Genomic DNA, 21,663 nt, shown 5'->3' with positions numbered 1-21,663 from the left:
ACCCCGGCGGAGCGATCCGCCGGGGTTTTCCCGTTTCAGGTCAGCTGGACATTCGAGGCCAGCCAGTCCGCCAGCAGCCGTCCGTTGGCCGAGGCCCGGCCATGGACCCGCAGATAAAAGGGAAAGGGCGAGGGCATGGCCTCGGGGACCAGCTGGATCAGCGGGCCTTTGTCCAGATAGCTGCCCAGCAGACCCTCCCAGCCCAGCACGGCGCCCATGTGATCCTCGGCCGCCTTCAGCGACACCAGGTAGTTGTTCAGCACGAAGGACGGGCCCTGGGGCGGCGCGGCGCCCAGATGCTCGAACCAGTTCTGCCAGCCGGTCCAGTCGCCGGCATCCGAGCGCGTATGGACCAGCGGCACGCGGGTCAGATCCTCCAGCCGGCGGATGCCGTGCCGCTCGGCCAGCTCGGCCGTGCCCAGGGCCAGGATGCGGTCGCGGAACAGGATGATCGTCTCGTCGTCCTGCGGGTCGGGATCGCCGTAATGGATGCTCAGGTCCACGCCCTCGGGCACCTGCCCGTCCTGCACCGCCTGGGAGATCGCGATCTCGGGATAGGAGCGCCAGAACGCGGCCAGGCGCGGCATCAGCCACATGGTGCTCATCGCCGTCGTCGCGGCGATGGACACGCCCGACCGGACATGCCGGCTGCGGATGCGGGCCACGATGTCGGAAATGCCGGTGAACCCCCGCTGCAGGGCCACGAACAGCAGCGCCCCCGCCTCGGTCAGCTCCACGCCCCGAAAGCGGCGGGTGAACAGCGGCTGCCCCAGTTCCTGTTCCAGCGCCTTGATACGGTGGCTGACGGCGGCGGGCGTCACGTTCAGCTCGGTCGCCGCGCGCTTGAAGCTGCGGTGCCGGGCGGCGACTTCGAAACAGGACAGGTCGGTCAGCGAGGGCAGGTCATAGGGCTTGTTCATGCAAAATGTCGCTTTCCGAAGCATTCCGTCGCAATCCCGCGCGCGGCGAGGGTGACGTTAGAACATCTAACTCCAATTGAAATTTTTCCAGATTGTCAATCGTAGCAGCAAATGGCTTCGTCTGCCGAAGCTAGTCCGCCCTCAGGAGCCCGCCATGCACCGCCCCGACAATTTTGTTTCCGACCTGCTGTCCAGCCACAAGCCCGGCCACGGACTGCCGCAAGCCTTCTACACCTCGCCCGAGATGTTCGAGCGGGACATGGAGACGATCTTCTACCGCGAATGGCTCTATGCCATCCCGGCCTGCACCCTGGACAAGTCCGGCAGCTTCCAGCGCCTGCGCATCGGTGCCTATGACGTCATCGTGCTGCGCGACAACCAGGGTGGCATCCGCGCCTTCCACAACTCGTGCCGCCACCGCGGGTCGATCATCTGCAGCGCCTCGCAGGGCCGCGTGGCCAAGCTGACCTGCCCCTATCACCAGTGGACCTATGGCTTGGACGGCCAGCTGGTCTGGGCGCGCGACATGGGCGTCGACTTCGACCCGACGCAGTACAAGCTGAAGCCCGTCCACTGCCGCGAACTGGCCGGCCTGGTCTATATCTGCCTGGCCGAGACCGCACCCGACTTCGACACCTTCGCCGCGACCGTGACGCCCTATCTGGGCGTGCATGACCTGTCGAACGCCAAGGTCGCCTTCCAGTCCACGATCATCGAGAACGGCAACTGGAAGCTGGTCTGGGAAAACAACCGCGAGTGCTATCACTGCGCCGGCAACCACCCCGACCTGTGCCGCACCTATCCCGAGGATCCGTCGATCACCGGCGTCAGCCCCGACGGCACCTTCCCCGAGAAGGTCGAGAACCACTTCAACCGCATGGAATCGGCCGGCGCGCCCTCGCGCTTCCAGATGGGTGCCGACGGGCAGTTCCGCGTGGCGCGGATGCCGCTTCTGGACGGTGCGGAAAGCTATACGGTCAGCGGCAAGATCGCCGTGCAGAAGCGCCTGGGCCAGGTTCCCTTCCTGGATGCCGGCACGCTGCTGATGTTCCACTATCCCACGACCTGGAACCACTTCCTGACCGATCACTCGATCACCTTCCGCGTGACCCCGATCAGCCCGATGGAGACCGAGGTCCAGACCACCTGGCTGGTCAACAAGGACGCCGTCGAAGGCGTGGACTATGACCTGAAGAACCTCACCACGGTCTGGGAACACACCAACGACGAAGATCGCCGCGTGGTCGAGCATAACCAGCAGGGCATCTGCTCGCCCGCCTACCAGCCTGGCCCCTATTCGACGCTGCACGAGGATGGCGTGATCCAGTTCGTGAACTGGTACCTGGACCGCGTCCGCGCGACCGAGCGTCCGACCGCCATGGCGGCCGAGTAACGGCACCGGCCGCAGCAACATCCGGTCATCACTGCGACCGGGATGTTTTCCGAACCGCCCGCCCAGTCACCTGGGCGGGCGGTCTGCTTTTGCCGTAGCCGTCTTGGGCAGACGCCACCACGGCCGCAGCCCCGCAGCGATGTCCGGGTCACTGCTGCCGGACCAGGGGACGGGCCGGCTGCGTTTCCGACGTTTCGGGCCGCGCCCGCCGGATTTCCGCAGGCGTCAGACCCCGTTCCGCCTTCAACGTCCGCGACAGGTGCGGGGCGTCGCAGAAGCCGCAGGCCAGCGCGATCTCGGTGATGGGATGGTCGGTGGTGCGCAGCCGGGTTAGGGCGCGCTCGATCCTGATCTCCAGATAGATCGTGCGGGGCGACTGCCCCAGATCCGCCTGGAAGCGGCGTTCCAGCGTCCGCCGCCCCACCCCCAGCTCGGCGGCCAGGTCATCGACCGTGCGCGGCAGCTCGATGCTCTGCTGCATCTTCAGCAGGGCGCGCTTGACCAGCTCGTCGCGCGGCTGGCGCGCCAGCGCCTGACCGGGCTGCGCCCGCTGCCCGCTGAGCACGTCGTCGATCATCATGATGTTGAGGCTTTTGGTGGCCGCGGACTGGCCGATATGGCGCTGCACCAGGAAGGCGGCCAGATGCGCGGCGCCGTGCCCGCCCGAACAGGTCAGGCGGTCGCGATCCACCACGAAGATCTGGTCCGAGACCGGCCGTTCGCTGTCAAAGCGGTCCAGGAAGTCCTGGTGGTGAAACCAGCTGACGCAGCAGCGGTACCCCTGCAGCAGCCCCGCCGCCTGAAGGGTGAAGACGCCGGTGCAAAGCCCAATGATGGGCACCCCGCGCGCCGCCGTGGCCTGCAGGAACTCCATCGCCGCGGGGTCCAGCATCGCCCGGTCGCTGATTAGCCCGCCGACCACGACCAGATAGTCGAAGCGCCCGGCCTGGCGCAGCCGCGTGTCGGGCTGGACGCGGACGCCGCAGCTGGAGCGGACGCTGTCCATCCGGTCCGACAGCACCGTCCAGTCGCACAGGATGGGACGCGACTTGTCGGCCTCGTCCGCCGCCAAGCGCAGCACGTCCACGAAATTGGCAAAGGCCGACAGGGTGAACTGGTCGGCCAGAAGAAACGCGACACGAAGGCGTTTCTGGACGGGCTGGAGATTCTGGGCCATGACGCGATCCTGCACGAACGGTGACGCAATTCTTCAACCCTGACCTTTGCCTTGAAAGTAGATTGCTGTCCAGTCCTTCAAACACGGCGGCATCGACATGACGCACTTCTCTGCCTTCTCCCTGCTGAAGCAAGCTCTGAACGGCCACAAGGGCTGGCGCGAGCAATGGCCCGACAGCCAGCCCAAGGCGGAATACGACGTGGTCATCGTCGGCGCCGGCGGTCATGGCCTGGGTGCCGCCTATTACCTGGCCAAGGAACATGGCATCACCAATGTCGCGGTGATCGACAAGGGCTGGCTGGGCGGCGGCAATACCGGCCGCAACACCACGATCATCCGGTCGAACTATCTTTATGACGAAAGCGCGCGGCTCTATGACCACGCCCTGGACCTGTGGGAAAACCTCAGCCAGGAGCTGAACTACAACGTCATGTATTCCAAGCGCGGCGTGATGATGCTGGCGCACAACGTCCATGACGTGCAGTCGTTCCAGCGCCACGTGCATTCGAACCGCCTGAACGGCGTCGACAACCGCTGGCTGACCAAGGAAGAGGCCAAGGCCTTCTGCCCGCCGCTGAACATCAGCCCCGACGCGCGCTATCCCGTCATGGGCGCGGCCCTGCAGATGCGGGCCGGCACGGCACGCCATGACGCGGTGGCCTGGGGCTATGCCCGCGCCGCGGCGGCGCGCGGCGTCGACATCATCCAGAACTGCCCGGTCATCGCGATCCGCCGCGGCCCCGACGGCGCGGTGCTGGGCGTCGACACCGCCAAGGGCTTCATCAAGGCCAAGAAGGTTGCCGTCTCGGCCGCCGGCAACACCAGCGTCGTCATGGACAGCGCGGGCGTGCGGATGCCGCTGGAAAGCTATCCGCTGCAGGCGCTGGTCAGCGAACCGATCAAGCCGATCTTCCCCTGCGTGGTGATGTCGAACAGCGTCCACGCCTATATCAGCCAGTCCGACAAGGGCGAGCTGGTCATCGGCTCGGGCACCGACCAGTACACCAGCTACAGCCAGCGCGGCGGCCTGCCGCTGATCGAGCACACGGTCGCGGCCATCTGCGAGGTTTTCCCGATCTTCAACCGGATGCGCATGCTGCGCAAATGGGGCGGGATCGTGGACGTGACCCCCGACCGCAGCGCCATCCTGGGCAAGACCCCGGTCAAGGGCCTTTATGTCAACTGCGGATGGGGCACGGGCGGCTTCAAGGCGACGCCGGGGGCCGCGCATACGCTGGCCTGGACCGTCGCCAAGGACGAGCCGCATCCCATCAACGCACCCTTCACCCTAGAACGCTTTACCACTGGCCGGCTGATCGACGAAGCCGCCGCCGCCGCCGTCGCGCACTGAGGAGCCAGACCCATGCTGCTGATCCACTGCCCCTATTGCGAGGCAACCCTGCCCGAGCTTGAGTTCGCCTATGCCGGCGAGGCGCATATCGACCGCCCCGCCGACCCCTCTGCCCTGTCGGACGAGGAATGGCGCGACTTCCTGTTCATCCGCACCAACGCCCGTGGCCCGCATTTCGAGCGCTGGCGCCACATCCACGGCTGCGGACGCTTCTTCAACGCGGTGCGCGACACTGTCAGCGACCGCTTCCTGATGACCTACAAGGCCGGCGAGGCACGCCCGGTCCTGAACGCCCTGGAGGCCGCGGAATGAGCCGTTACCGTATCCCCGGCATGGGCCGCGTCGATCCCGCGGCGCCGGTCAGCTTCACCTTCGACGGCCGCCGCTACACCGGCCTGCGCGGCGACACGGTCGCCTCGGCGCTGCTGGCCAACGGCGTGCGCCTGATGGGCCGCTCGTTCAAGTATCACCGCCCCCGCGGTCCCGTCAGCGCCGGCTCGGAAGAGCCGAACGCCCTGATCGGCACCTCGCGCGGCCCGGGCCGGTTCGAGCCGAACACCCGCGCCACCGTGCAGGAACTGCGCCAAGGCCTGGTGACCGAGAGCCAGAACAAGTTTCCGTCGCTGAAGTTCGACATCGGGGCGGTGAACGACCGCGCCTACATGCTGTTCTCGGCCGGCTTCTACTACAAGACCTTCATGTGGCCGCGCAGCTTCTGGGACAAGGTCTATGAGCCCTTCATCCGTGCCGCCGCCGGCCTGGGCAAGTCGCCCACCGAGGTCGACCCGGACGAATACGCCTCGCGCTACCTGCACACCGACGTGCTGGTGATCGGCGGCGGCGCCTCGGGCATCGCGGCGGCACTGGTCGCGGCACGCTCCGGCGCCCGCGTGGTGCTGGTGGACGAGAACGCCGAGATGGGCGGCTCGCTGCTGTCCGATCCTTCGGTGCGCATCGACGGCCGGGGATCCTGGGCGTGGCTGGCCGAGCAGCTGTCGCAGCTGCGCGCCGCCGGTGTTCGCGTGATGACCCGCACCACCGCCATCGGCTATTACCACCAGAACTTCGTGGGCCTCTGCGAACGTCTGACCGACCACCTGGACCAGCCGCCGCATGGCGCGCCGCGCGAACGCATGTGGCGCGTCCGGGCCGAGCAGGTCGTCCTGGCGCAGGGCGCACTGGAAAAGCCGCTGGTGTTCGACGGCAACGACCGTCCGGGCGTCATGCTGGCCGGCTCCGCACAGACCTACCTGAACCGCTATGGCGTCAAGGTCGGCGATTGCGCCGCCGTGGTGACCAGCCATGACAGCGCCTATTACGCCGCCTTCGACCTGGTGGATGCCGGCGGCCGCGTGACGGTCATCGCCGACACCCGCGACCAGGTCCGCCCGGACTTGGCCGAGGCTGCCCGCCGTCGCGGCATCCAGCTGCTGACCGGCCACACCGTCACCACGACCTATGGCCGGCTGCGCATCAAGGGCGTCCGCGTCAACCCGGTCAAGGGTGGCCAAGTCGGCGCGGGCCGCAAGATCGCCTGCGACACGCTGCTGATGTCGGGCGGCTGGACGCCGTCGCTGCATCTCTTCTCGCACACCAAGGGTTCGCTGACCTGGGATGCGGACAGCCGCACCTTCCTGCCCAACCACAAGACCGAGGCCTGCCAGATCGCCGGCGCCGGCCGCGGGCTCTGGGGCTATGGTCCGGTGATCGAGGATGGCGTGAAGGCCGGCATGGCCGCTGCCGAGGCCCTGGGCCGCACCGGCACCGCCTTCGGCGCAGGCGTCGAGGGTGACCGCCCCGGCACCGGCGTCAGCCAGAAAGAACTGCCGACCGACCTCAGCGCCGGCAAGGCCAAGGCCTTTGTCGACTACCAGAACGACGTGACCGCCAAGGACATCCGCCTGGCCGTGCGCGAGGGCATGCGCTCGATCGAGCATGTCAAGCGCTACACCACCAACGGCATGGCCACCGACCAGGGCAAGATGTCGAACATCAACGGCCTGATGATCGCCGCCGACGCGCTGGGCAAGCAGCCGCCGCAGGTGGGCCTGACGACATTCCGTCCGCCCTACACGCCGACCAGCTTTGGTGCCTTTGCGGGCTATCACAAGGGCGCCACGTTCGAACTGACCCGCAAGACGCCCATCGACCCCTGGGCCGAGGCGCAGGGCGCGGTGTTCGAGCCGGTGTCGCTGTGGCGCCGCGCCTGGTACTTCCCCAAGGGCGGAGAGGACATGCATGCCGCCGTGGCGCGCGAATGCCGCGCGACGCGGGCCTCGGTGGGCATGTTCGACGCCTCGACCCTAGGCAAGATCGAGGTCGCGGGTCCCGATGCGGTCGAGTTCATGAACCGCATGTACACGAACCCCTGGACGAAACTTGCGCCGGGCCGCTGCCGCTATGGCCTTCTCCTGGGCGAGGACGGGTTCATCCGCGATGACGGCGTCATCGGCCGCCTGTCGCAGGACCTGTTCCACGTCACCACCACCACCGGCGGTGCCGCGCGCGTCCTGAACATGATGGAGGACTATCTCCAGACCGAATGGCCCGACCTGAACGTCTGGCTGACCTCGACGACCGAACAGTGGTCGACCGTCGCGGTCAACGGCCCCAACGCCCGCAAGGTGCTGGAGCCGCTGGTCGAAGGCCTGGACATGTCCGACGCCAACTTCCCGCACATGTCGGTCGCGGAGTGCACCGTGGCGGGCCTGCCCGCGCGCCTGTTCCGCATCAGCTTCACCGGCGAGCTGGGCTTCGAGATCAACGTCCCCGCCCGCCACGGCCTTGCGCTGTGGAAGGCGATCCACGAGGCCGGCCGCGCCTATGACATCTGCCCCTATGGCACCGAGTCGATGCACGTCCTGCGCGCCGAAAAGGGCTATATCATCGTGGGCCAGGACACCGACGGCACCGTCACCCCGCAGGACGCGGGTCTGGACTGGGCGATCGGCAAGGCGAAGAAGGACTTCGTGGGCAAGCGCTCGCTGGATCGTCCCGACATCGTGGCGCCGAACCGCAAGCAGCTGGTCGGCCTGATCACCGAGGACGGCACCCGGCTGGAGGAAGGCGCGCAGATCGTGCTGGACCCCAACCAGAAGACGCCGATGACCATGGCCGGGCACGTGACCTCGTCCTATGACTCGGTGGCCTTGGGCCGGCCGATCGCGATGGCGGTGATCACCGGCGGCCACAACCGCATGGGCGAGACGGTGCACATCCCGATGCCGAACGGCACGATCCGGGCCAAGGTCACCTCGACCAACTTCTATGACCCTGAAGGCGAACGGCTGAAGGCCTGAGGAGCGACGACCATGACAACGCAACGACATGACTTCAATGCTCAGCCCTTCCTGCTGGAAGAGCTTCCCCCGGTCGGCCGCTTCTCGCTGCGGGTCCGTCCCGGCCAGCGCGAGGCCCTGGCGGCCGCGCTCGGGCTGGAACTGCCCACCGCCATCGGGCAGCGCAGCACCGCCGGCCAGACCGAGGTCCTGTGCCTGGGTCCCGACGAGTGGGCGATCCTGACTGCCGAGGCCGAGCGCGACGCGCTGGTCGCGGCGGGGGCTGCGGCCTATGCCCAGATCCCGCACAGCCTGGTCGAGGTCAGCGACCGCGAGATCACGCTGCGCCTGTCGGGTGCGCAGGCGCTGACGGCCCTGACGGCCGTCTGCCCCCGCGACATCGATGCCATCCCGGTCGGCCGGGGCGCGCGCACGCTGTTCGACAGCGCGACCGTGCTCTTGTGGCGCGATGGCCCGCAGGACTTCCGCATGGACGTGTGGCGCAGCTTCCTGCCGCATGTCCGCGCGATCCTGGACAAGATCACCGTGGAACTGAAGTCCGGCCTCTGAGGCGCGCTCCTCCACTCCTGCGGCTCGCGGCCTTCGGGCCGCGGACGACCCCGAAATGCCGAAAGGACCTCCCATGCTCGACTTCAAGACCCCGCACCTGTCCGACACTGCCATCGCCGGGGCCATCGGCCGCGAACTGAGCCGCCAGCAGGACCAGATCGAGCTGATCGCCTCCGAGAACATCGTCTCGAGCGATGTCCTGGCGGCCCAGGGCTCGGTCCTGACGAACAAGTATGCTGAGGGCTATCCCGGCAAGCGCTATTACGGCGGCTGCGAATTCGTCGACGAGGTCGAGGACATCGCCCGCGACCGCCTGAAGGAGCTGTTCGGCGCCGCGCATGTCAACGTCCAGCCCCATTCCGGCGCGCAGGCCAACCAGGCGGTCTTCCTGGCCCTGCTGCAGCCCGGCGACAAGATCATGGGCCTCTCGCTGGCCCATGGCGGCCACCTGACCCACGGCTCGCCCGTGACCATGTCGGGCAAGTGGTTCCAAGTCGTCTCCTACGAGGTCGAGGAGGACACGCACCTGATCGACATGGCCAAGGTCCGCGACCTGGCCTTGGCCGAACGTCCCAAGCTGATCGTGGCGGGCGCCTCGGCCTATCCGCGCCACATGGATTTCGCCGCCTTCCGCGCCATCGCCGACGAGGTCGGGGCCTATCTGATGGTCGACATGGCCCATTACGCGGGCCTGATCGCCGCGGGCGAATACCCCAACCCGGTGCCGCATGCCCATGTCACCACCTCGACCACCCACAAGACCCTGCGCGGCCCGCGCGGCGGCGTGATCCTGACCAATGACGACGACCTGGCCAAGAAGTTCAACTCGGCCGTCTTCCCGGGCAACCAGGGCGGCCCGCTGATGCACGTGATCGCCGCCAAGGCCGTGGCCTTCGGCGAGGCGCTGCAGCCCTCGTTCAAGGATTACGCGCGGAACGTCATCGCCAATGCCCGCGTCCTGGCCGACACCCTGACCCAGGGCGGCATGGGCATCGTCTCGGGCGGCACTGACTGCCACATGGTCCTGTGCGACCTGCGCCCGCTTGGCGTCACCGGCAAGGCCGCCGAAATCGGGCTGGAACGTGCGGGCCTGACCTGCAACAAGAACGCCATCCCCTTCGACCCGGAAAAGCCATTCGTCACCTCGGGCATCCGGCTTGGCAGCTCGGCCGGAACCACCCGCGGCTTCGGCGAGGCCGAGTTCAAGACCATCGGCCAGATGATCCTGCGCGTCCTCAAGGCGCTGGCGGAAAATCCCGACGGCTGCCCCGACACCGAAGCCTCCGTCCGCGCCGAGGTCAAGGCGATGTGCGACCGCTTCCCGATCTACGGCTGACACATCCATGTTCATCTCGGTCTTCGACGTCTTCAAGCATGGCATCGGTCCCTCGTCGTCGCACACGATGGGGCCGATGGTGGCGGCCGCGCATTTCCTGGACGACCTGCGCGGCGGGGCCGAACCCATCCCAGGCGCGGGCCAGCCCGCCCGGCTGCGGGTGACGCTGCATGGTTCCCTGGCCTTCACCGGCAAGGGTCATGCCACCGACCGGGCGGTGATGCTGGGGCTGCTGGGGCAGCGCCCCGAGAGCATGGATCCCGACGCGGCCGAAGGCATGATCGCGGCGCTGAACCAGACGAACCAGCTGACCCCTCCGGGCCTGCCGGCGCTGGAATTCGCGCCCGCGCGCGACCTGATCTTCGATTACGGGCCCGCCCTGCCCCTGCACGCCAATGCCATGACCTTCGAGGCCTTCGATGCGCAGGGCAACCGCTGCCTGATGACGGTCTACTACTCGATCGGCGGCGGCTTCGTGCTGACCGAGGCGCAGCTTCTGGCGGATCGCGCCGCGGCCGACAAGCCTCCCCATCGCCCCGACGTGCCCTATCCCTTCGCCAATGCCGCCGAGATGCTGCAGATGGGCCGCAAGTCGGGCCTCGGCATCGCCGCGATGAAGCGCGCGAACGAACTGGCGCAGGGTCGCAAAGACCTGGACGCCGGCCTGGACCGGCTGGCCGGCGCGATGAACGCCTGCATCGACCGGGGCTTGCGCGAAGAGGGCATCCTGCCCGGCGGGCTCAAGGTGCGCCGGCGTGCCGCGGCCATTCACCGGACGCTGCAGGCAGAGCGCTTCCGCAACGACCAGCATCCGCACACGGTGAATGACTGGCTCAGCGTCTATGCCATGGCCGTGAACGAGGAGAACGCCGCCGGTGGCCGCGTGGTCACCGCCCCCACCAACGGCGCCGCCGGAACGGTTCCCGCGGTCCTACGCTATTGGCAGGACCACATCGGCGGCTCGGACGAGCAGTGCCGCGACTTCCTGCTGACGGCTGCCGCCGTGGGCGGGATCATCAAGGCCAATGCCTCGATCTCGGGGGCCGAAGTCGGTTGCCAGGGCGAGGTCGGTTCGGCCGCCGCAATGGCCGCGGCGGCGCTCTGCGCTGTCCTGGGCGGCACCAATGAGCAGATCGAGAATGCTGCCGAGATCGCCCTGGAACATCACCTCGGCATGACCTGCGACCCGGCCGCGGGCCTGGTCCAGGTGCCCTGCATCGAACGCAACGCCTTGGGCGCCATCAAGGCGGTCTCGGCGGCCAGCCTGGCGCTGCGGGGCGACGGGCAGCATTTCATGCCGCTCGACAACTGCATCCGCGTCATGCTGCAGACCGGCAGGGACATGGACAGCAGGTACAAGGAAACCTCGCAGGGCGGTATCGCCGTCAACCTGCCGGAATGCTGAAACCAGGGACCCGCGGGCCGATCGCCCGCGGGTCCGGCTGGCCATGACGGGCCCTCGGCGGCGGACGGCCGCCATCCTCAATTCCACCCAACAGCACGAGCACGAAGGTACCATCGGATGATCGAGGAGAGCGGGATCGAGCGCGAGTCGATGGAGTATGACGTCGTGATCGTGGGGGCGGGTCCGAGCGGTCTGTCGGCGGCGATCCGGCTGAAGCAGATCGACCCCGAACTGTCGGTCGTGGTGCTGGAGAAGGGCTCGGAGGTCGGGGCGCATATCCTGTCGGGTGCGGTCCTGGACCCCTGCGGGCTGACCCGGCTGATCCCCGACTGGAAGGCGAAGGGCGCGCCGCTGACCACCGAGGTCACCGACGACAACTTCTACGTCCTGGGCGAGGCGGGCCAGGTGCGGGTGCCGAACTGGCCGATGCCGCCCCTGATGTCGAACCACGGCAACTACATCGTCTCCATGGGCAATGTCTGCCGCTGGATGGCAGAGCAGGCCGAGGCGCTCGGCGTCGAGATCTTCCCCGGGATGGCCGCCAGCCAGGTCGTCTGGAACGGCGACCGGGTCGCGGGCGTCGTCGCCGGCGAGTTCGGCCGCAATCCCGACGGCTCCATCGGCGACGGCTACGAGCCGGGGATGGAGCTTCTGGGCAAGTATGTCTTCATCGCCGAGGGCGTGCGCGGGAGCCTGGCCAAGCAGATCAACGAGCGGCTGAACCTGACCGCGGGATCGGATGCGCAGAAGTTCGGCCTGGGCATGAAGGAGATCTGGGAGGTCCGCCCCGAGAAGTTCCAGAAGGGCCGCGTCGTGCACACGATGGGCTGGCCCCTGGGCAAGAACGCGGGCGGCGGCAGCTTCATCTATCACCTCGAGAACAACCAGGTGCTGGTCGGCTTCGTCGTCCACCTGAACTACAAGAACCCGCATCTCTATCCCTACATGGAGTTCCAGCGCTTCAAGCACCACCCGATGGTGGCGGACCTGCTGGAGGGCGGCAAGCGCATCAGCTATGGCGCCCGCGCCATCAGCGAGGGCGGCTTCCAGTCGCTGCCGCAGATGTCGTTCGAGGGCGGGCTGCTGCTGGGATGTTCCGCCGGCATGGTCAACCTGCCGCGCATCAAGGGCAACCACAACGCGATGCTGTCGGGCATCGCCGCCGCCGATGCCGCCGCCGCCGCGATCCATGCCGGGCGCGAGGGCGACCGGCTGGCCGATTACGACGCGGCCGTCCGCGGGGGCGAGATCGGCCAGGACCTCAAGCGGGTCAGAAACGTCAAGCCGATGTGGTCCAAGCTGGGCCTGACCGCCAGCCTGATGCTGGGCGGCTTTGACATGTGGGTGGCGAACCTGACCGGCTGGAACCCCTTGGGCACCTGGAGCCACGGCAAGTCCGACGCCGCCGCCACTGGCAAGGCGGCCGACCACAAGCCGATCGACTATCCGCGCCCCGACGGCGTGCTGTCCTTCGACCGGCTGACGAACGTGGCCTTCTCCTTCACCAACCACGAGGAAAGCCAGCCCTGCCACCTGAAGCTGCGCGACCCGTCGATCCCCATCGCGGTGAACCTGCCCGAATATGCCGAGCCCGCGCAGCGCTATTGCCCGGCCGGCGTCTACGAGGTCGTCCAGGACGAGGCCGGCCCGCGCTTTGTCATCAACTTCCAGAACTGCGTCCACTGCAAGACCTGCGACATCAAGGACCCCAGCCAGAACATCGTCTGGACCACCCCCCAGGGCGGGGACGGGCCGAACTACCCGAACATGTGATGGAAGCGAAAAGCCGCAGGCGTTGCAGGAGTTTCGGCCAGCCCTGATGCCTGTGGACCGTCCAACGCAAGCGCGCGCCCATCTGGTCGCGCGTTTTCTTTTGATGTGGGGAAAAAGGACGGGGCAGCCTGGCACGGGATCATCCGGCATGTCGCTCCGCCAGATCGTGGCCCGTGCCCCGGGCCGGCGGATGGTGCAGACCAGGGTCTGCCGCAGCAGGGGTCGGCGCGCCGGAGGAACCGGCGCGCCGCAGAGTTCAGGCGGCCAGCATGCCGTGCGGGTCCAGCACGAACTTCTTGGCGACGCCCTGGTCAAAGCTTTCATAGCCCTGAACCGCGTCCTCCAGCGGGATGATCGTTGCGTTGACGATATCCGCGATCGGCAGCCGGTCATGCAGGATCGCCTGCATCAGCTGGCGGTTGTACTGCAGGACCGGGGTCTGGCCGGTGTGGAAGGACTGCGCCTTGGCCCAGCCCAGGCCGAAGCGCATCGACAGGCTGCCCTGCTTGGCGGCTTCGTCGACGGCACCCGGATCCTCGGTCACGTAGAGGCCCGGGATGCCGATCTGGCCGGCGGCGCGGGTGATCTCCATCATCTGGTTCAGCACGATGGCTGGCTGTTCGCCACCGGAATGGCCGCGTGCCTCGAAGCCCACGGCGTCGATGGCGGCGTCCACTTCGGGGCTGCCGGTGATCTGGGCGATCATCTCGGGCAGGTTGTCGCCCTTGGACAGGTCCACCGGTTCAAAGCCGACCTTGCGGGCGTGCTCCAGCCGTTCCTTGTTGAAGTCGCCGATCATCACGACGGCCGCGCCCAGGATGCGGGCGGAAGCCGCCGCGGCCAGGCCCACCGGGCCCGCGCCGGCGACATAGACGACCGAGCCGACGCCCACGCCGGCCTTCCATGCGCCATGGAAGCCCGTCGGCAGGATGTCCGACAGCATGGTCAGGTCGCGGATCTTCGACATCGCGCGATCGCGGTCGGGGAACTTCAGCAGATTGAAGTCGGCATAGGGAACCATGACATAGCGGGCCTGCCCGCCGATCCAGCCACCCATGTCGACATAACCATAGGCACCGCCCGCACGCGACGGGTTCACCGTCAGGCAGACGCCCGTATCGCCCGACCGGCAGCAGCGGCAGCGGCCGCAGGCCACGTTGAAGGGAACCGAGACGATGTCGCCGATGTCCAGCATCTCGACGTCGCTGCCCTTTTCGATGACCTCGCCGGTGATCTCGTGGCCCAGGATCAGGCCGGGCTCGGCCGTGGTCCGGCCGCGCACCATGTGCTGGTCCGAACCGCAGATGTTGGTCGAGACGACCTTGAGGATCACCCCGTGGCCGATCTTGCGCCCGTCGGGTGCCTGCAGCTTGGCGTCGGGGATGTTGTCGACCTCGACCTTGCCCGGTCCGGTGTAGACCACGCCTCTGTTGGTGCTCATACGTTCCTCCTCCTGGGAATCATGAAACGGCGACCGGCATCCGGTCGCTTTGGACCTGGGCCGAAACCGCTCCTAACGGCCTCGCGCGGCAGGATGGGACATGGCCATACCCGACGTCGTTCGCCCGTCGTGGCCCCCGCCCAAACCATATCCGGAAGGCCCTTTCGCTTCAAGGGCGGAGGGTCGAAAAAAGCCTGTAAATTAAGGGGAATCCGAGTGTTTTCACGGCTGATTTCTCTGCCGCCTGGTGGGGGCCGGGGCTGCCCTGACTACAGCGTCCAGACGCGGCCGAGATTGCGCCATTTCCATGCTCAAATCGGCTGTCTCACCCGCACAAAACGGCGCCCGAGACAGGCGCGCAAATCCATGGATTCGGCTTCCCAAGCCCTCACGCCGATCGGGATTCCGACCGGTCGAACGCGATCTCGGGCAGCCGCATGTGACGCCTGTCGGCCCCGGCCCGTGATCGGCCAGAAACTCCTGCATATACCGGCGCTTCGGCTATTTGGGGCAAGTTTTTCGGTCAGCAAAGCAAATCGGACACCTGACTGACGCAGGCCCGCCCGGTCACGAATGCCGCAGCCGGCTTTCGGCCAGCAGGCCCTCCTCGTCCAGGATGGGATGGGCCACGGCGACGGTATGGGCGTTGATCCGCTTCAGGTCGCGCAGGATGTCCAGGTGCAGGGACGAGGTTTCAAGGCTGGCGGCATGGCCTTCGCGCAGGCGGATCAGGTGGCGTTGGGCCGACTGGCGCTCCATGTTGCGGATCTCGACCTTCAGTTCCATCAGCCGCCGCGCCAGGTCCCGGTCGCCTGTCATGAAGACCGTCTGCGCCATGCGCAGCGTGTCGAGGCTCATCAGGAACATCCGGTCCAGCTCGTCATAACCCTCGTCGGAAAAGCGCAGGCGCAGCCCGATCTTCTGGCGGACCTCGGGCGACAGGCCCTTGTCGATGATGTCGCCGATATGTTCGAGGTTGATGACATAGTCCAGGATCGCGATAGTCCGGCGACGCTCCACTTCTCCCGCACCGCGGCCAAGGCGGGACAGATAGGTCTTGACCTCCTGCTGGCGGCGGTCGATCCGCGCCTCCAGTTCGGCCACCTCGGCCAGGGGCGCGGGATCGTCGGAACGGAACGCCGTGCGGGCCTGGACCAGCATCCGTTCGACCGTGTCGCCGATGGCCAGGGCCTCGCGGGCCGCTCCGGCCAGCGCCAGGGCGGGCGTGTTCAGCGCATCCTCGTCCAACCAGCGCGGGGCCGGGTCGCCGTCGGGTTCATCATCCACGATCAGCCGCGCCATCCCCTTGGAGATGAGGCCGGTAAAGGGCCAGATCGCGGCCGCCACCGCGATGTTGAAGACCAGGTGCACCTCGACCGCCAGCCCGCTGGCAATGGGAAAGCCGGTCAGCAGGGAGCCGATCGTTCCCGCCAGGGGCAGCACGGCCAGACAGCCGATGGCCCGGACGACCAGGTTGCCGGCGGTGACGCGCCGCGCCTCGGCCCCGGCCGACAGGTTGGCCATGACGGCCGGCAGTGCCCCGCCCAGGTTGGCGCCGAGGACCAGCACCACCGTCAGCGCCGGCGGCAGCGCCAGCGACGTGATCAAGAGCACCGCCGCCAGCGAGGACGAGCAGAGCGCCGCCACCCCGGCCGCAAAGATCAGGGCGACCGGCCAGGCATCGTCCAGCATCGCCAGAAAGGCCCCCACCTCGGGCGCCTCGCGCAGCGGCGCGGTCGCGGCCGACAGCAGTGACAGCGACAGGAACATCAGACCCGCGCCGATCAGCGCCCGGCCGATGCCGACATGCGTGGTATGGGTCCGGCGCGCCATGACATAGCCCAGCAGCAGCAGCGCCGGCGCCACGGCGGCAACGCCCGTGGTCACGAACCAGGCGGTCAGCGCGGTGCCGACATTGGCCCCCAGCATCGCGACCTGCGCCATGCGGGTGCGGATCAGGTCACGCTCCACGAAAGAACTGACCATCAGCGCCGTCGCGGTCGAGGATTGCAGCCCAAGCGTGGTCCCCAGGCCGGCCGCGAAGGCACGCGGTCCGGTCCGCGTGCCCAGGCCCAGCACGACCTTCAGCCGAAACCCCAGCGCCTGGGTTACCCCGTCGCGGATCAGTCCCAGGCCGAACAGCAGCAGCGCCACCGCCCCGGCGATCTGGCAGCCGACGATGATCGAGCCCATGCCGGCCTCCTCTGCGACAGTTTCCTGATCTTGACCCGTTTTGGTCGAAATTCAAGGTCTTCGGTAAAATCGCCGGCAGGGCACGGGCGCGACGGCGCCTATTCCTGCGCCCGCAGCACGGCGGCGGGGCGGGCCGCCAGGGGGCGCAGCGCAAAGGCCAGCCCCGCCACCAGCGTCGCGATCACGCCGCCCGCGACGATCGCCAGGGCCGAAACCGGATCAAAATGGAACGGGGCATCCATCACGAAGGTCATCACCGCCCATCCCCCCAGGGCACCCGCCAGCAGCGCGACCGCCCCCGCGGCCGCCCCCAGCATGGCCGAGCGCAGCGCAAAGCTGAGCAGGATGCGGCCCCGCGTCGCGCCAAGCGTCTTCAGCACCGCCGCCTCGAAGACGCGGGCGCGCTCGCCGGCGGCCGCGGCGCCGATCAGCACGATGAAGCCCGTGACCAGCGTGGCCCCCGCCGCCCAGGCCGTCGCGGCGGCGATCCCCGACAGGGCACCGGCCGCACGGTCGATGACCTCGCGCACCGGAACGGCGGTGATGTTGGGAAAGCGTCCGCCCAAGTCGCGCAGAATCGCGGCCTCGGCCTCGGGCGCGGCATAGACGGTGGCGATATGCGTGTGCGGCGCGGCCTGCAGCGCGGCAGGGTTCATGGCCATGACGAAACCGATGCCGGCGGTACTGAAATCGACCTCGCGAAAGCTGGCGATGCGGGCCGTCAGGTCGCGGCCCAGGATGTTCACGGTGATGCTGTCGCCCAGCTTCAGGCCGATCTCCTGCGCGATCTCGTCCGAAAAGCTGACCAACGGCGGCCCCGCGTAATCCTCGGGCCACCACTCGCCTTGGGTGATCCGGGTGCCTTCGGGCGGGCGGGCGGCATAGGTCACGCCCCGGTCGCCGCGCAGCACCCAGTGATCGCCCGCCACCTCACGCGCGGGGCGATCGTTGATCGCGGTCAGGATGCCGCGCAGCATCGGCGCGGTTTCAACGGCGCTGACCGCGGGGTCCCCCTCCAGCCGCGCCAGGAAGGGGTCCAACTGGTCGCCCTGGATGTCAACGAAGAAATAGGCAGGCGCGCGCTCGGGCAGTTCCTGGCGGATGGCCTGGCGCAGGTTTGATTCGATCTGGCCCACCGCCGCCAGGACTGTCAGCCCCAGACCCAGGGACAAGATGACCGATGTCGCCTCTTCGCGCGGGCCGCCGATGGCGCCAAGCGCCAGGCGCAGCGGCGTCCGGCCCCGGACCCAGCCCGCCCCCGCCGCCGCCCGCGCCAGCCGCCGCACCAGCATCGCCGCCAGCAGCAGCACCAGAAACGACCCCAAGATGCCGCCTGCCGCCCCGACCGCCAGGCGGGGCAGGCCCGAAAACCACGCAGCCGCGCCCACCAATGCCGCCAGCGCCACGGTCACCGCCACCCAGGGACCACCGCCCATCCGTGCGCCCGACACATCGCCCAAGTCCCGGAACAACGCCGCCGCGCGCACCTGCCGCGTCCGCGCCAGCGGCCAGAGCGTGAAGACGAAGGCCGTCAGCACGCCGTAAAGCGCGGCCTCGGCCAAGGGGGCGGGATAAGGGCGGAAGATCGCGGGCACGGGCAGCCGCGCCTCCAGCAGCGGGGCCAGCAGCAGGGGCGCCGCCCCCCCGATCGCCAGCCCCGCCAGCACGCCCAGCAGGGTCAGGGCCCCGATCTGCAGGAAATAGACCTGGAAAATGGTCCGGCCCGGCGCCCCCAGGGTCTTGAGCACCGCGATGACCTGGGTCTTGCGCTCCAGATAGGCGCGCACCGCGGCCGAGACGCCGATGCCGCCCACCGCCAGCCCGGTCAGCCCGACCAGCACCAGAAAGGCGCCGATCCGGTCCACGAACAGTTCGATCCCCGGCGCGCCCCGGCGGCTGTCCCGCCAGCGGGCGCCGCTGTCAGGGAACTGCCGGCGCAGTTCGGCCCGCAGCGCATCGGGATCGGTGCCGGGCGCCAGCATCAGGCGATAGCGCGTGTCGAACAGCGTACCCGGTCCCAGCAGCTGGCTGTTCTCCAGCGACCGGCGCAGCACCAGCGTGCGCGGGCCGAACCCAAAGCTGGCCGCCCCCGCGTCAGGTTCGGACAGAAGGATCGCGGTCAGCTGGAATTCCTGTACGCCGAGGCGAAAGACGTCGCCGACCGACAGGCCAAGCCGGTCGCTCAGCAGCGCCTCCATCGCGGCGCCGGGCAGCCCGGAAGGCGTCAGGCCAAGCGCCTCGGCCGCGCTCATGGGCGGATCGAAACGCGCCTCTCCCACCATCGGCCAGGCGGCATCCACGCCCTTGACCTGGGTCAGCGCGCGTTCGGCGGCATTGCCCTGCCCCACCACCGCCATGGATCGGAAATCGACCACCTCGGACAGCGCCTCGGACCGGCTCTCCAGCCAGGCGCGCTCGTCAGGGTCGGCAAAGCGATAGGTCAGGCTGATTTCGGCATCGCCCCCCAGCAGGGCCGCGCCCTCGCGCACCAGCCCCGCCTCGATCGCGGCGCGGACCGATCCGACCGCTGCGATGGCCGCGACGCCCAAGGCCAGGCAGGTCAGCAGGATCCAGAACCCCTTCAGCCCGCCCCGCAGTTCCCGGCGGGCGATGCGGGCGGCGATGCGCAGGCTCATCTCGGCCCCTTGTGGGCGCGGGGCCGTGTCATTGCGCTGCTTCCGCCAGGTCTTCGCCCGCGATGCGACCATCCGCCAGCCGGATCACTCGGTCGCAGCGGGCCGCCAGTTCGGGCGCGTGGGTGACCAGGATCAGCGTCGCGCCATGCGCTGCATGCAGGTCGAACAGCAGGTCCATGATCGCCTGTCCCGTTGCACTGTCCAGGTTGCCGGTGGGCTCGTCCGCCAACAGGATCGCGGGGCGCGGTGCCGCTGCACGTGCCAGGGCCACGCGCTGCTGTTCGCCCCCCGACATCTGGCCCGGGTAATGGTCCAGCCGCGGCCCCAGCCCCACGCGGCGCAACTCCTCCGCCGCACGGTCAAAGGCATCCGCGTGACCGGCCAGTTCCAGGGGCGTCGCCACGTTTTCCAGTGCCGTCATCGTCGGGATCAGGTGGAAGGACTGGAACACCACCCCCATATTGCCAAGACGAAAGCGGGCCAGCGCATCTTCGTTCAGGGCCGTCAGGTCCTGGCCCAGGGCGCCGACATGGCCGAGCGTGGCGCGTTCCAGACCGCCCATCAACATGAGGAGCGACGATTTGCCAGATCCCGACGGACCCACCAGCCCCACCGTTTCGCCCCGCCGCACGTCCAGCGTGATGTCGCGCAGGATCTCGACGGGGCCTGCATTGCCCTGCAGGGTCAGGCCGACGTTACGCAGGCTGATCACGGTTTCGGCCATCGAAAGCCTCCTTGCCAGGCGGGCGGGGATGATGAGGTCACGATATGGGGCGGTTCGGGGGCTTGGCAACCGCGCGGGCCGGGCGCTGCGCCGGGCGATGGCGGCGCTGATGCTGCTGGGCGCAGCGCCTGCTGGGGCCGAGCCCCTGGTCCTGACCGCGATGGGCGACAGTCTGACGCAGGGCTATGGCCTGCCGGCCGAGCAGGGGTTTGTGCCCGTGCTGCAGGATTGGCTGCAAAACCGGGGCCATGACGTGCGGGTCGTCAATGCCGGCGTGTCGGGCGATACCACGGCGGGCGGGGCCGCCCGGATCGACTGGACCCTGGCCGAGGCGCCGGACGCCCTGATCGTGGCGCTTGGGGGCAACGATCTGCTGCGCGGCATCGATCCGGCCACAAGCCGCGCCAACCTGGAGGCCATTCTTTCTAGCGCAAACAAGGCGCAGGTGCCCGTCCTGCTGGCCGGGCTGCCTGCGCCGGGCAATTACGGTCCGGATTTCAAGCGCGATTTCGAGGCGATGTACCGTGAACTGGCCGGGGAATGGGGCGCGCTGCTCCATCCCGATTTCCTGGGACCGATCAGCGACAAGGCCTCGCAGGGGCTGTCCCTGTCAGACCTGATGCAAGACGACCGCATTCATCCCAATGCCGAAGGCGTGCGGCAGATCGTGGAGGGGATCGGGCCGCAGGTGGAACAGCTGCTGGCGCAGGCGGAAGAATAGCGCGCCGGCTTCGCCAAGAAAGGGGCCGCTGCGTTCACCGCTGCGGCCCCTTAGGTGTTACAGGATTACGTAAAGCAGCAGACCCATCAACAGCGCCATATTTGCAGCCAGGACGGCCGCGACAACGGTGCTGGGGCGATGATCCACCTGCGACGTGCTGTGGGTGCGGCGCAGATAGGCTTCGGTTTTCGCGTCAAACATCGGTTCATCCTTTGCCTTGTATCAGGGGCCAGGCATCAGTCCGATCTTCGTGCCCATCAAAGACGCAGCGGGCCTTTGCGGGGGTCATCGGCTCCTCCTCGAACCTCTCACGGGATCAATCGCGAAGCTGTCAGGAAGTTCCGTTAACTTTTACCATCTTGTTACAACCATGTGCTGTCGGCATGCGAACGCCCGCGACTTTAGAAAGCTGCGGGCGCTGCAAATCACCTTGCGGTGTCAGTGCTCGTGGCGCGGCATCGCCTTCAGATCGTCCTTGGACCAGTTTGTGACCGCGTGGACTGACCCGCTCTCGTCGCGCATGAAGTCCAGTTGGCTGGCCGGAACCTGGACAGGCTTCGCGCCGATCCCCAAGAAGCCGCCCACGTCGATCACCACATGGGCCGAGGCGCCCATGCCATGCGTGTGCGACACTGTGCCGATGGTCTGATCGTCGGGGCCATAGACGGTCGCGCCCGTCAGGTTGGCCTCGGTATATTCGCTGTCGGTCAGGCGCGGATGCTTGGAATGGTCCATGGGGAGCCTC

Annotated in this window: 17 protein-coding genes; 9 read left to right on the top strand and 8 right to left on the bottom strand. The window is 68.1% G+C overall.

What is annotated here, in order from left to right:
- Positions 1 to 35: 35 nt before the first annotated feature.
- A complete protein-coding gene (locus tag ACZ2G3_RS04465; RefSeq protein ID WP_470397913.1) occupies positions 36 to 920 on the bottom strand; it encodes a LysR family transcriptional regulator in 885 nt (294 codons plus the stop codon).
- A gap of 154 nt (positions 921 to 1,074) precedes the next feature.
- On the opposite strand from ACZ2G3_RS04465, the gene ACZ2G3_RS04460 reads away from it, so the two are divergent.
- Positions 1,075 to 2,313: an aromatic ring-hydroxylating oxygenase subunit alpha gene (locus tag ACZ2G3_RS04460; protein WP_419271257.1), complete on the top strand. Its 1,239-nt coding sequence runs from the start codon at positions 1,075 to 1,077 to the stop codon at positions 2,311 to 2,313.
- Between the two features lie 148 nt (positions 2,314 to 2,461).
- Here ACZ2G3_RS04460 and ACZ2G3_RS04455 read toward each other — a convergent pair whose 3' ends face one another.
- Complete coding sequence (locus ACZ2G3_RS04455) at positions 2,462 to 3,490, bottom strand: GlxA family transcriptional regulator (RefSeq protein ID WP_470397910.1); 1,029 nt, start codon at positions 3,488 to 3,490, stop codon at positions 2,462 to 2,464.
- 97 nt (positions 3,491 to 3,587) lie between these two features.
- On the opposite strand from ACZ2G3_RS04455, the gene ACZ2G3_RS04450 reads away from it, so the two are divergent.
- The 7 genes from ACZ2G3_RS04450 (at position 3,588) to ACZ2G3_RS04420 (ending at position 13,203) form a co-directional block, all read left to right on the top strand.
- On the top strand, positions 3,588 to 4,841 hold the full coding sequence (locus ACZ2G3_RS04450; RefSeq protein ID WP_111301903.1) for a sarcosine oxidase subunit beta family protein: 1,254 nt from the start codon (positions 3,588 to 3,590) through the stop codon (positions 4,839 to 4,841).
- A gap of 12 nt (positions 4,842 to 4,853) precedes the next feature.
- Positions 4,854 to 5,153: a sarcosine oxidase subunit delta gene (locus ACZ2G3_RS04445; RefSeq protein WP_419271255.1), complete on the top strand. Its 300-nt coding sequence runs from the start codon at positions 4,854 to 4,856 to the stop codon at positions 5,151 to 5,153.
- Complete coding sequence (locus ACZ2G3_RS04440) at positions 5,150 to 8,140, top strand: sarcosine oxidase subunit alpha (RefSeq protein WP_470397908.1); 2,991 nt, start codon at positions 5,150 to 5,152, stop codon at positions 8,138 to 8,140. The genes ACZ2G3_RS04445 and ACZ2G3_RS04440 overlap by 4 nt, the downstream gene beginning before the upstream one ends.
- A 12-nt stretch (positions 8,141 to 8,152) precedes the next feature.
- Positions 8,153 to 8,689, top strand: a complete 537-nt coding sequence (locus tag ACZ2G3_RS04435; RefSeq protein ID WP_470397906.1) for a sarcosine oxidase subunit gamma — start codon at positions 8,153 to 8,155, stop codon at positions 8,687 to 8,689.
- Positions 8,690 to 8,762: 73 nt separating this feature from the next.
- Positions 8,763 to 10,025, top strand: coding sequence for a serine hydroxymethyltransferase (glyA, locus tag ACZ2G3_RS04430; RefSeq protein WP_470397905.1), 1,263 nt, complete (start codon positions 8,763 to 8,765; stop codon positions 10,023 to 10,025).
- Positions 10,026 to 10,032: 7 nt separating this feature from the next.
- On the top strand, positions 10,033 to 11,430 hold the full coding sequence (locus ACZ2G3_RS04425; RefSeq protein ID WP_470397903.1) for an L-serine ammonia-lyase: 1,398 nt from the start codon (positions 10,033 to 10,035) through the stop codon (positions 11,428 to 11,430).
- Positions 11,431 to 11,547: 117 nt separating this feature from the next.
- Entirely contained in the window at positions 11,548 to 13,203 is a 1,656-nt protein-coding gene (locus ACZ2G3_RS04420; RefSeq protein ID WP_470396575.1) for an electron transfer flavoprotein-ubiquinone oxidoreductase, read from the top strand.
- Positions 13,204 to 13,459: 256 nt separating this feature from the next.
- On the opposite strand, the gene fdhA is transcribed toward ACZ2G3_RS04420, so the two are convergent.
- From fdhA to ACZ2G3_RS04400, 4 genes are all read right to left on the bottom strand, one after another.
- The gene (gene fdhA / locus ACZ2G3_RS04415; protein WP_419268861.1) at positions 13,460 to 14,644 is read right to left on the bottom strand and encodes a formaldehyde dehydrogenase, glutathione-independent; all 1,185 of its coding nucleotides are present in this window, start codon (positions 14,642 to 14,644) and stop codon (positions 13,460 to 13,462) included.
- Between the two features lie 567 nt (positions 14,645 to 15,211).
- Positions 15,212 to 16,837 (bottom strand): Na/Pi cotransporter family protein, encoded by a 1,626-nt coding sequence (locus ACZ2G3_RS04410; RefSeq protein ID WP_470397900.1) that lies wholly within the window; start codon positions 16,835 to 16,837, stop codon positions 15,212 to 15,214.
- A 98-nt stretch (positions 16,838 to 16,935) separates the two neighbouring features.
- Positions 16,936 to 19,473: an ABC transporter permease gene (locus ACZ2G3_RS04405; protein ID WP_470397899.1), complete on the bottom strand. Its 2,538-nt coding sequence runs from the start codon at positions 19,471 to 19,473 to the stop codon at positions 16,936 to 16,938.
- 28 nt (positions 19,474 to 19,501) lie between these two features.
- Entirely contained in the window at positions 19,502 to 20,197 is a 696-nt protein-coding gene (locus ACZ2G3_RS04400) for an ABC transporter ATP-binding protein (protein WP_470397897.1), read from the bottom strand.
- A gap of 31 nt (positions 20,198 to 20,228) precedes the next feature.
- Here ACZ2G3_RS04400 and ACZ2G3_RS04395 point away from each other — a divergent pair, with 31 nt between their 5' ends.
- A complete protein-coding gene (locus ACZ2G3_RS04395; protein WP_470397896.1) occupies positions 20,229 to 20,918 on the top strand; it encodes an arylesterase in 690 nt (229 codons plus the stop codon).
- A gap of 57 nt (positions 20,919 to 20,975) precedes the next feature.
- Here ACZ2G3_RS04395 and ACZ2G3_RS04390 read toward each other — a convergent pair whose 3' ends face one another.
- Positions 20,976 to 21,119 (bottom strand): hypothetical protein, encoded by a 144-nt coding sequence (locus tag ACZ2G3_RS04390; protein ID WP_470397894.1) that lies wholly within the window; start codon positions 21,117 to 21,119, stop codon positions 20,976 to 20,978.
- A 237-nt stretch (positions 21,120 to 21,356) separates the two neighbouring features.
- The gene (locus tag ACZ2G3_RS04385; protein WP_419268866.1) at positions 21,357 to 21,653 is read right to left on the bottom strand and encodes a PRC-barrel domain containing protein; all 297 of its coding nucleotides are present in this window, start codon (positions 21,651 to 21,653) and stop codon (positions 21,357 to 21,359) included.
- Positions 21,654 to 21,663: the final 10 nt, after the last annotated feature.

Source organism: Paracoccus sp. KKT209, assembly GCF_055635455.1.
The sequence above is the reverse complement of the archived record's forward strand: the minus strand, read 5'-3'. Positions and strand labels throughout refer to the sequence as shown.

Excerpts from the sequence above, each read along its gene's own strand:
- ACZ2G3_RS04465 (WP_470397913.1), bottom strand. The coding sequence starts at position 920 with ATGAACAAGCCCTATGACCTGCCCTCGCTGACCGACCTGTCCTGTTTC.
- ACZ2G3_RS04460 (WP_419271257.1), top strand. The coding sequence starts at position 1,075 with ATGCACCGCCCCGACAATTTTGTTTCCGACCTGCTGTCCAGCCACAAG.
- ACZ2G3_RS04455 (WP_470397910.1), bottom strand. The coding sequence starts at position 3,490 with ATGGCCCAGAATCTCCAGCCCGTCCAGAAACGCCTTCGTGTCGCGTTT.
- ACZ2G3_RS04450 (WP_111301903.1), top strand. The coding sequence starts at position 3,588 with ATGACGCACTTCTCTGCCTTCTCCCTGCTGAAGCAAGCTCTGAACGGC.
- ACZ2G3_RS04445 (WP_419271255.1), top strand. The coding sequence starts at position 4,854 with ATGCTGCTGATCCACTGCCCCTATTGCGAGGCAACCCTGCCCGAGCTT.
- ACZ2G3_RS04440 (WP_470397908.1), top strand. The coding sequence starts at position 5,150 with ATGAGCCGTTACCGTATCCCCGGCATGGGCCGCGTCGATCCCGCGGCG.
- ACZ2G3_RS04435 (WP_470397906.1), top strand. The coding sequence starts at position 8,153 with ATGACAACGCAACGACATGACTTCAATGCTCAGCCCTTCCTGCTGGAA.
- glyA (WP_470397905.1), top strand. The coding sequence starts at position 8,763 with ATGCTCGACTTCAAGACCCCGCACCTGTCCGACACTGCCATCGCCGGG.
- ACZ2G3_RS04425 (WP_470397903.1), top strand. The coding sequence starts at position 10,033 with ATGTTCATCTCGGTCTTCGACGTCTTCAAGCATGGCATCGGTCCCTCG.
- ACZ2G3_RS04420 (WP_470396575.1), top strand. The coding sequence starts at position 11,548 with ATGATCGAGGAGAGCGGGATCGAGCGCGAGTCGATGGAGTATGACGTC.
- fdhA (WP_419268861.1), bottom strand. The coding sequence starts at position 14,644 with ATGAGCACCAACAGAGGCGTGGTCTACACCGGACCGGGCAAGGTCGAG.
- ACZ2G3_RS04410 (WP_470397900.1), bottom strand. The coding sequence starts at position 16,837 with ATGGGCTCGATCATCGTCGGCTGCCAGATCGCCGGGGCGGTGGCGCTG.
- ACZ2G3_RS04405 (WP_470397899.1), bottom strand. The coding sequence starts at position 19,473 with ATGAGCCTGCGCATCGCCGCCCGCATCGCCCGCCGGGAACTGCGGGGC.
- ACZ2G3_RS04400 (WP_470397897.1), bottom strand. The coding sequence starts at position 20,197 with ATGGCCGAAACCGTGATCAGCCTGCGTAACGTCGGCCTGACCCTGCAG.
- ACZ2G3_RS04395 (WP_470397896.1), top strand. The coding sequence starts at position 20,229 with ATGAGGTCACGATATGGGGCGGTTCGGGGGCTTGGCAACCGCGCGGGC.
- ACZ2G3_RS04390 (WP_470397894.1), bottom strand. The coding sequence starts at position 21,119 with ATGTTTGACGCGAAAACCGAAGCCTATCTGCGCCGCACCCACAGCACG.
- ACZ2G3_RS04385 (WP_419268866.1), bottom strand. The coding sequence starts at position 21,653 with ATGGACCATTCCAAGCATCCGCGCCTGACCGACAGCGAATATACCGAG.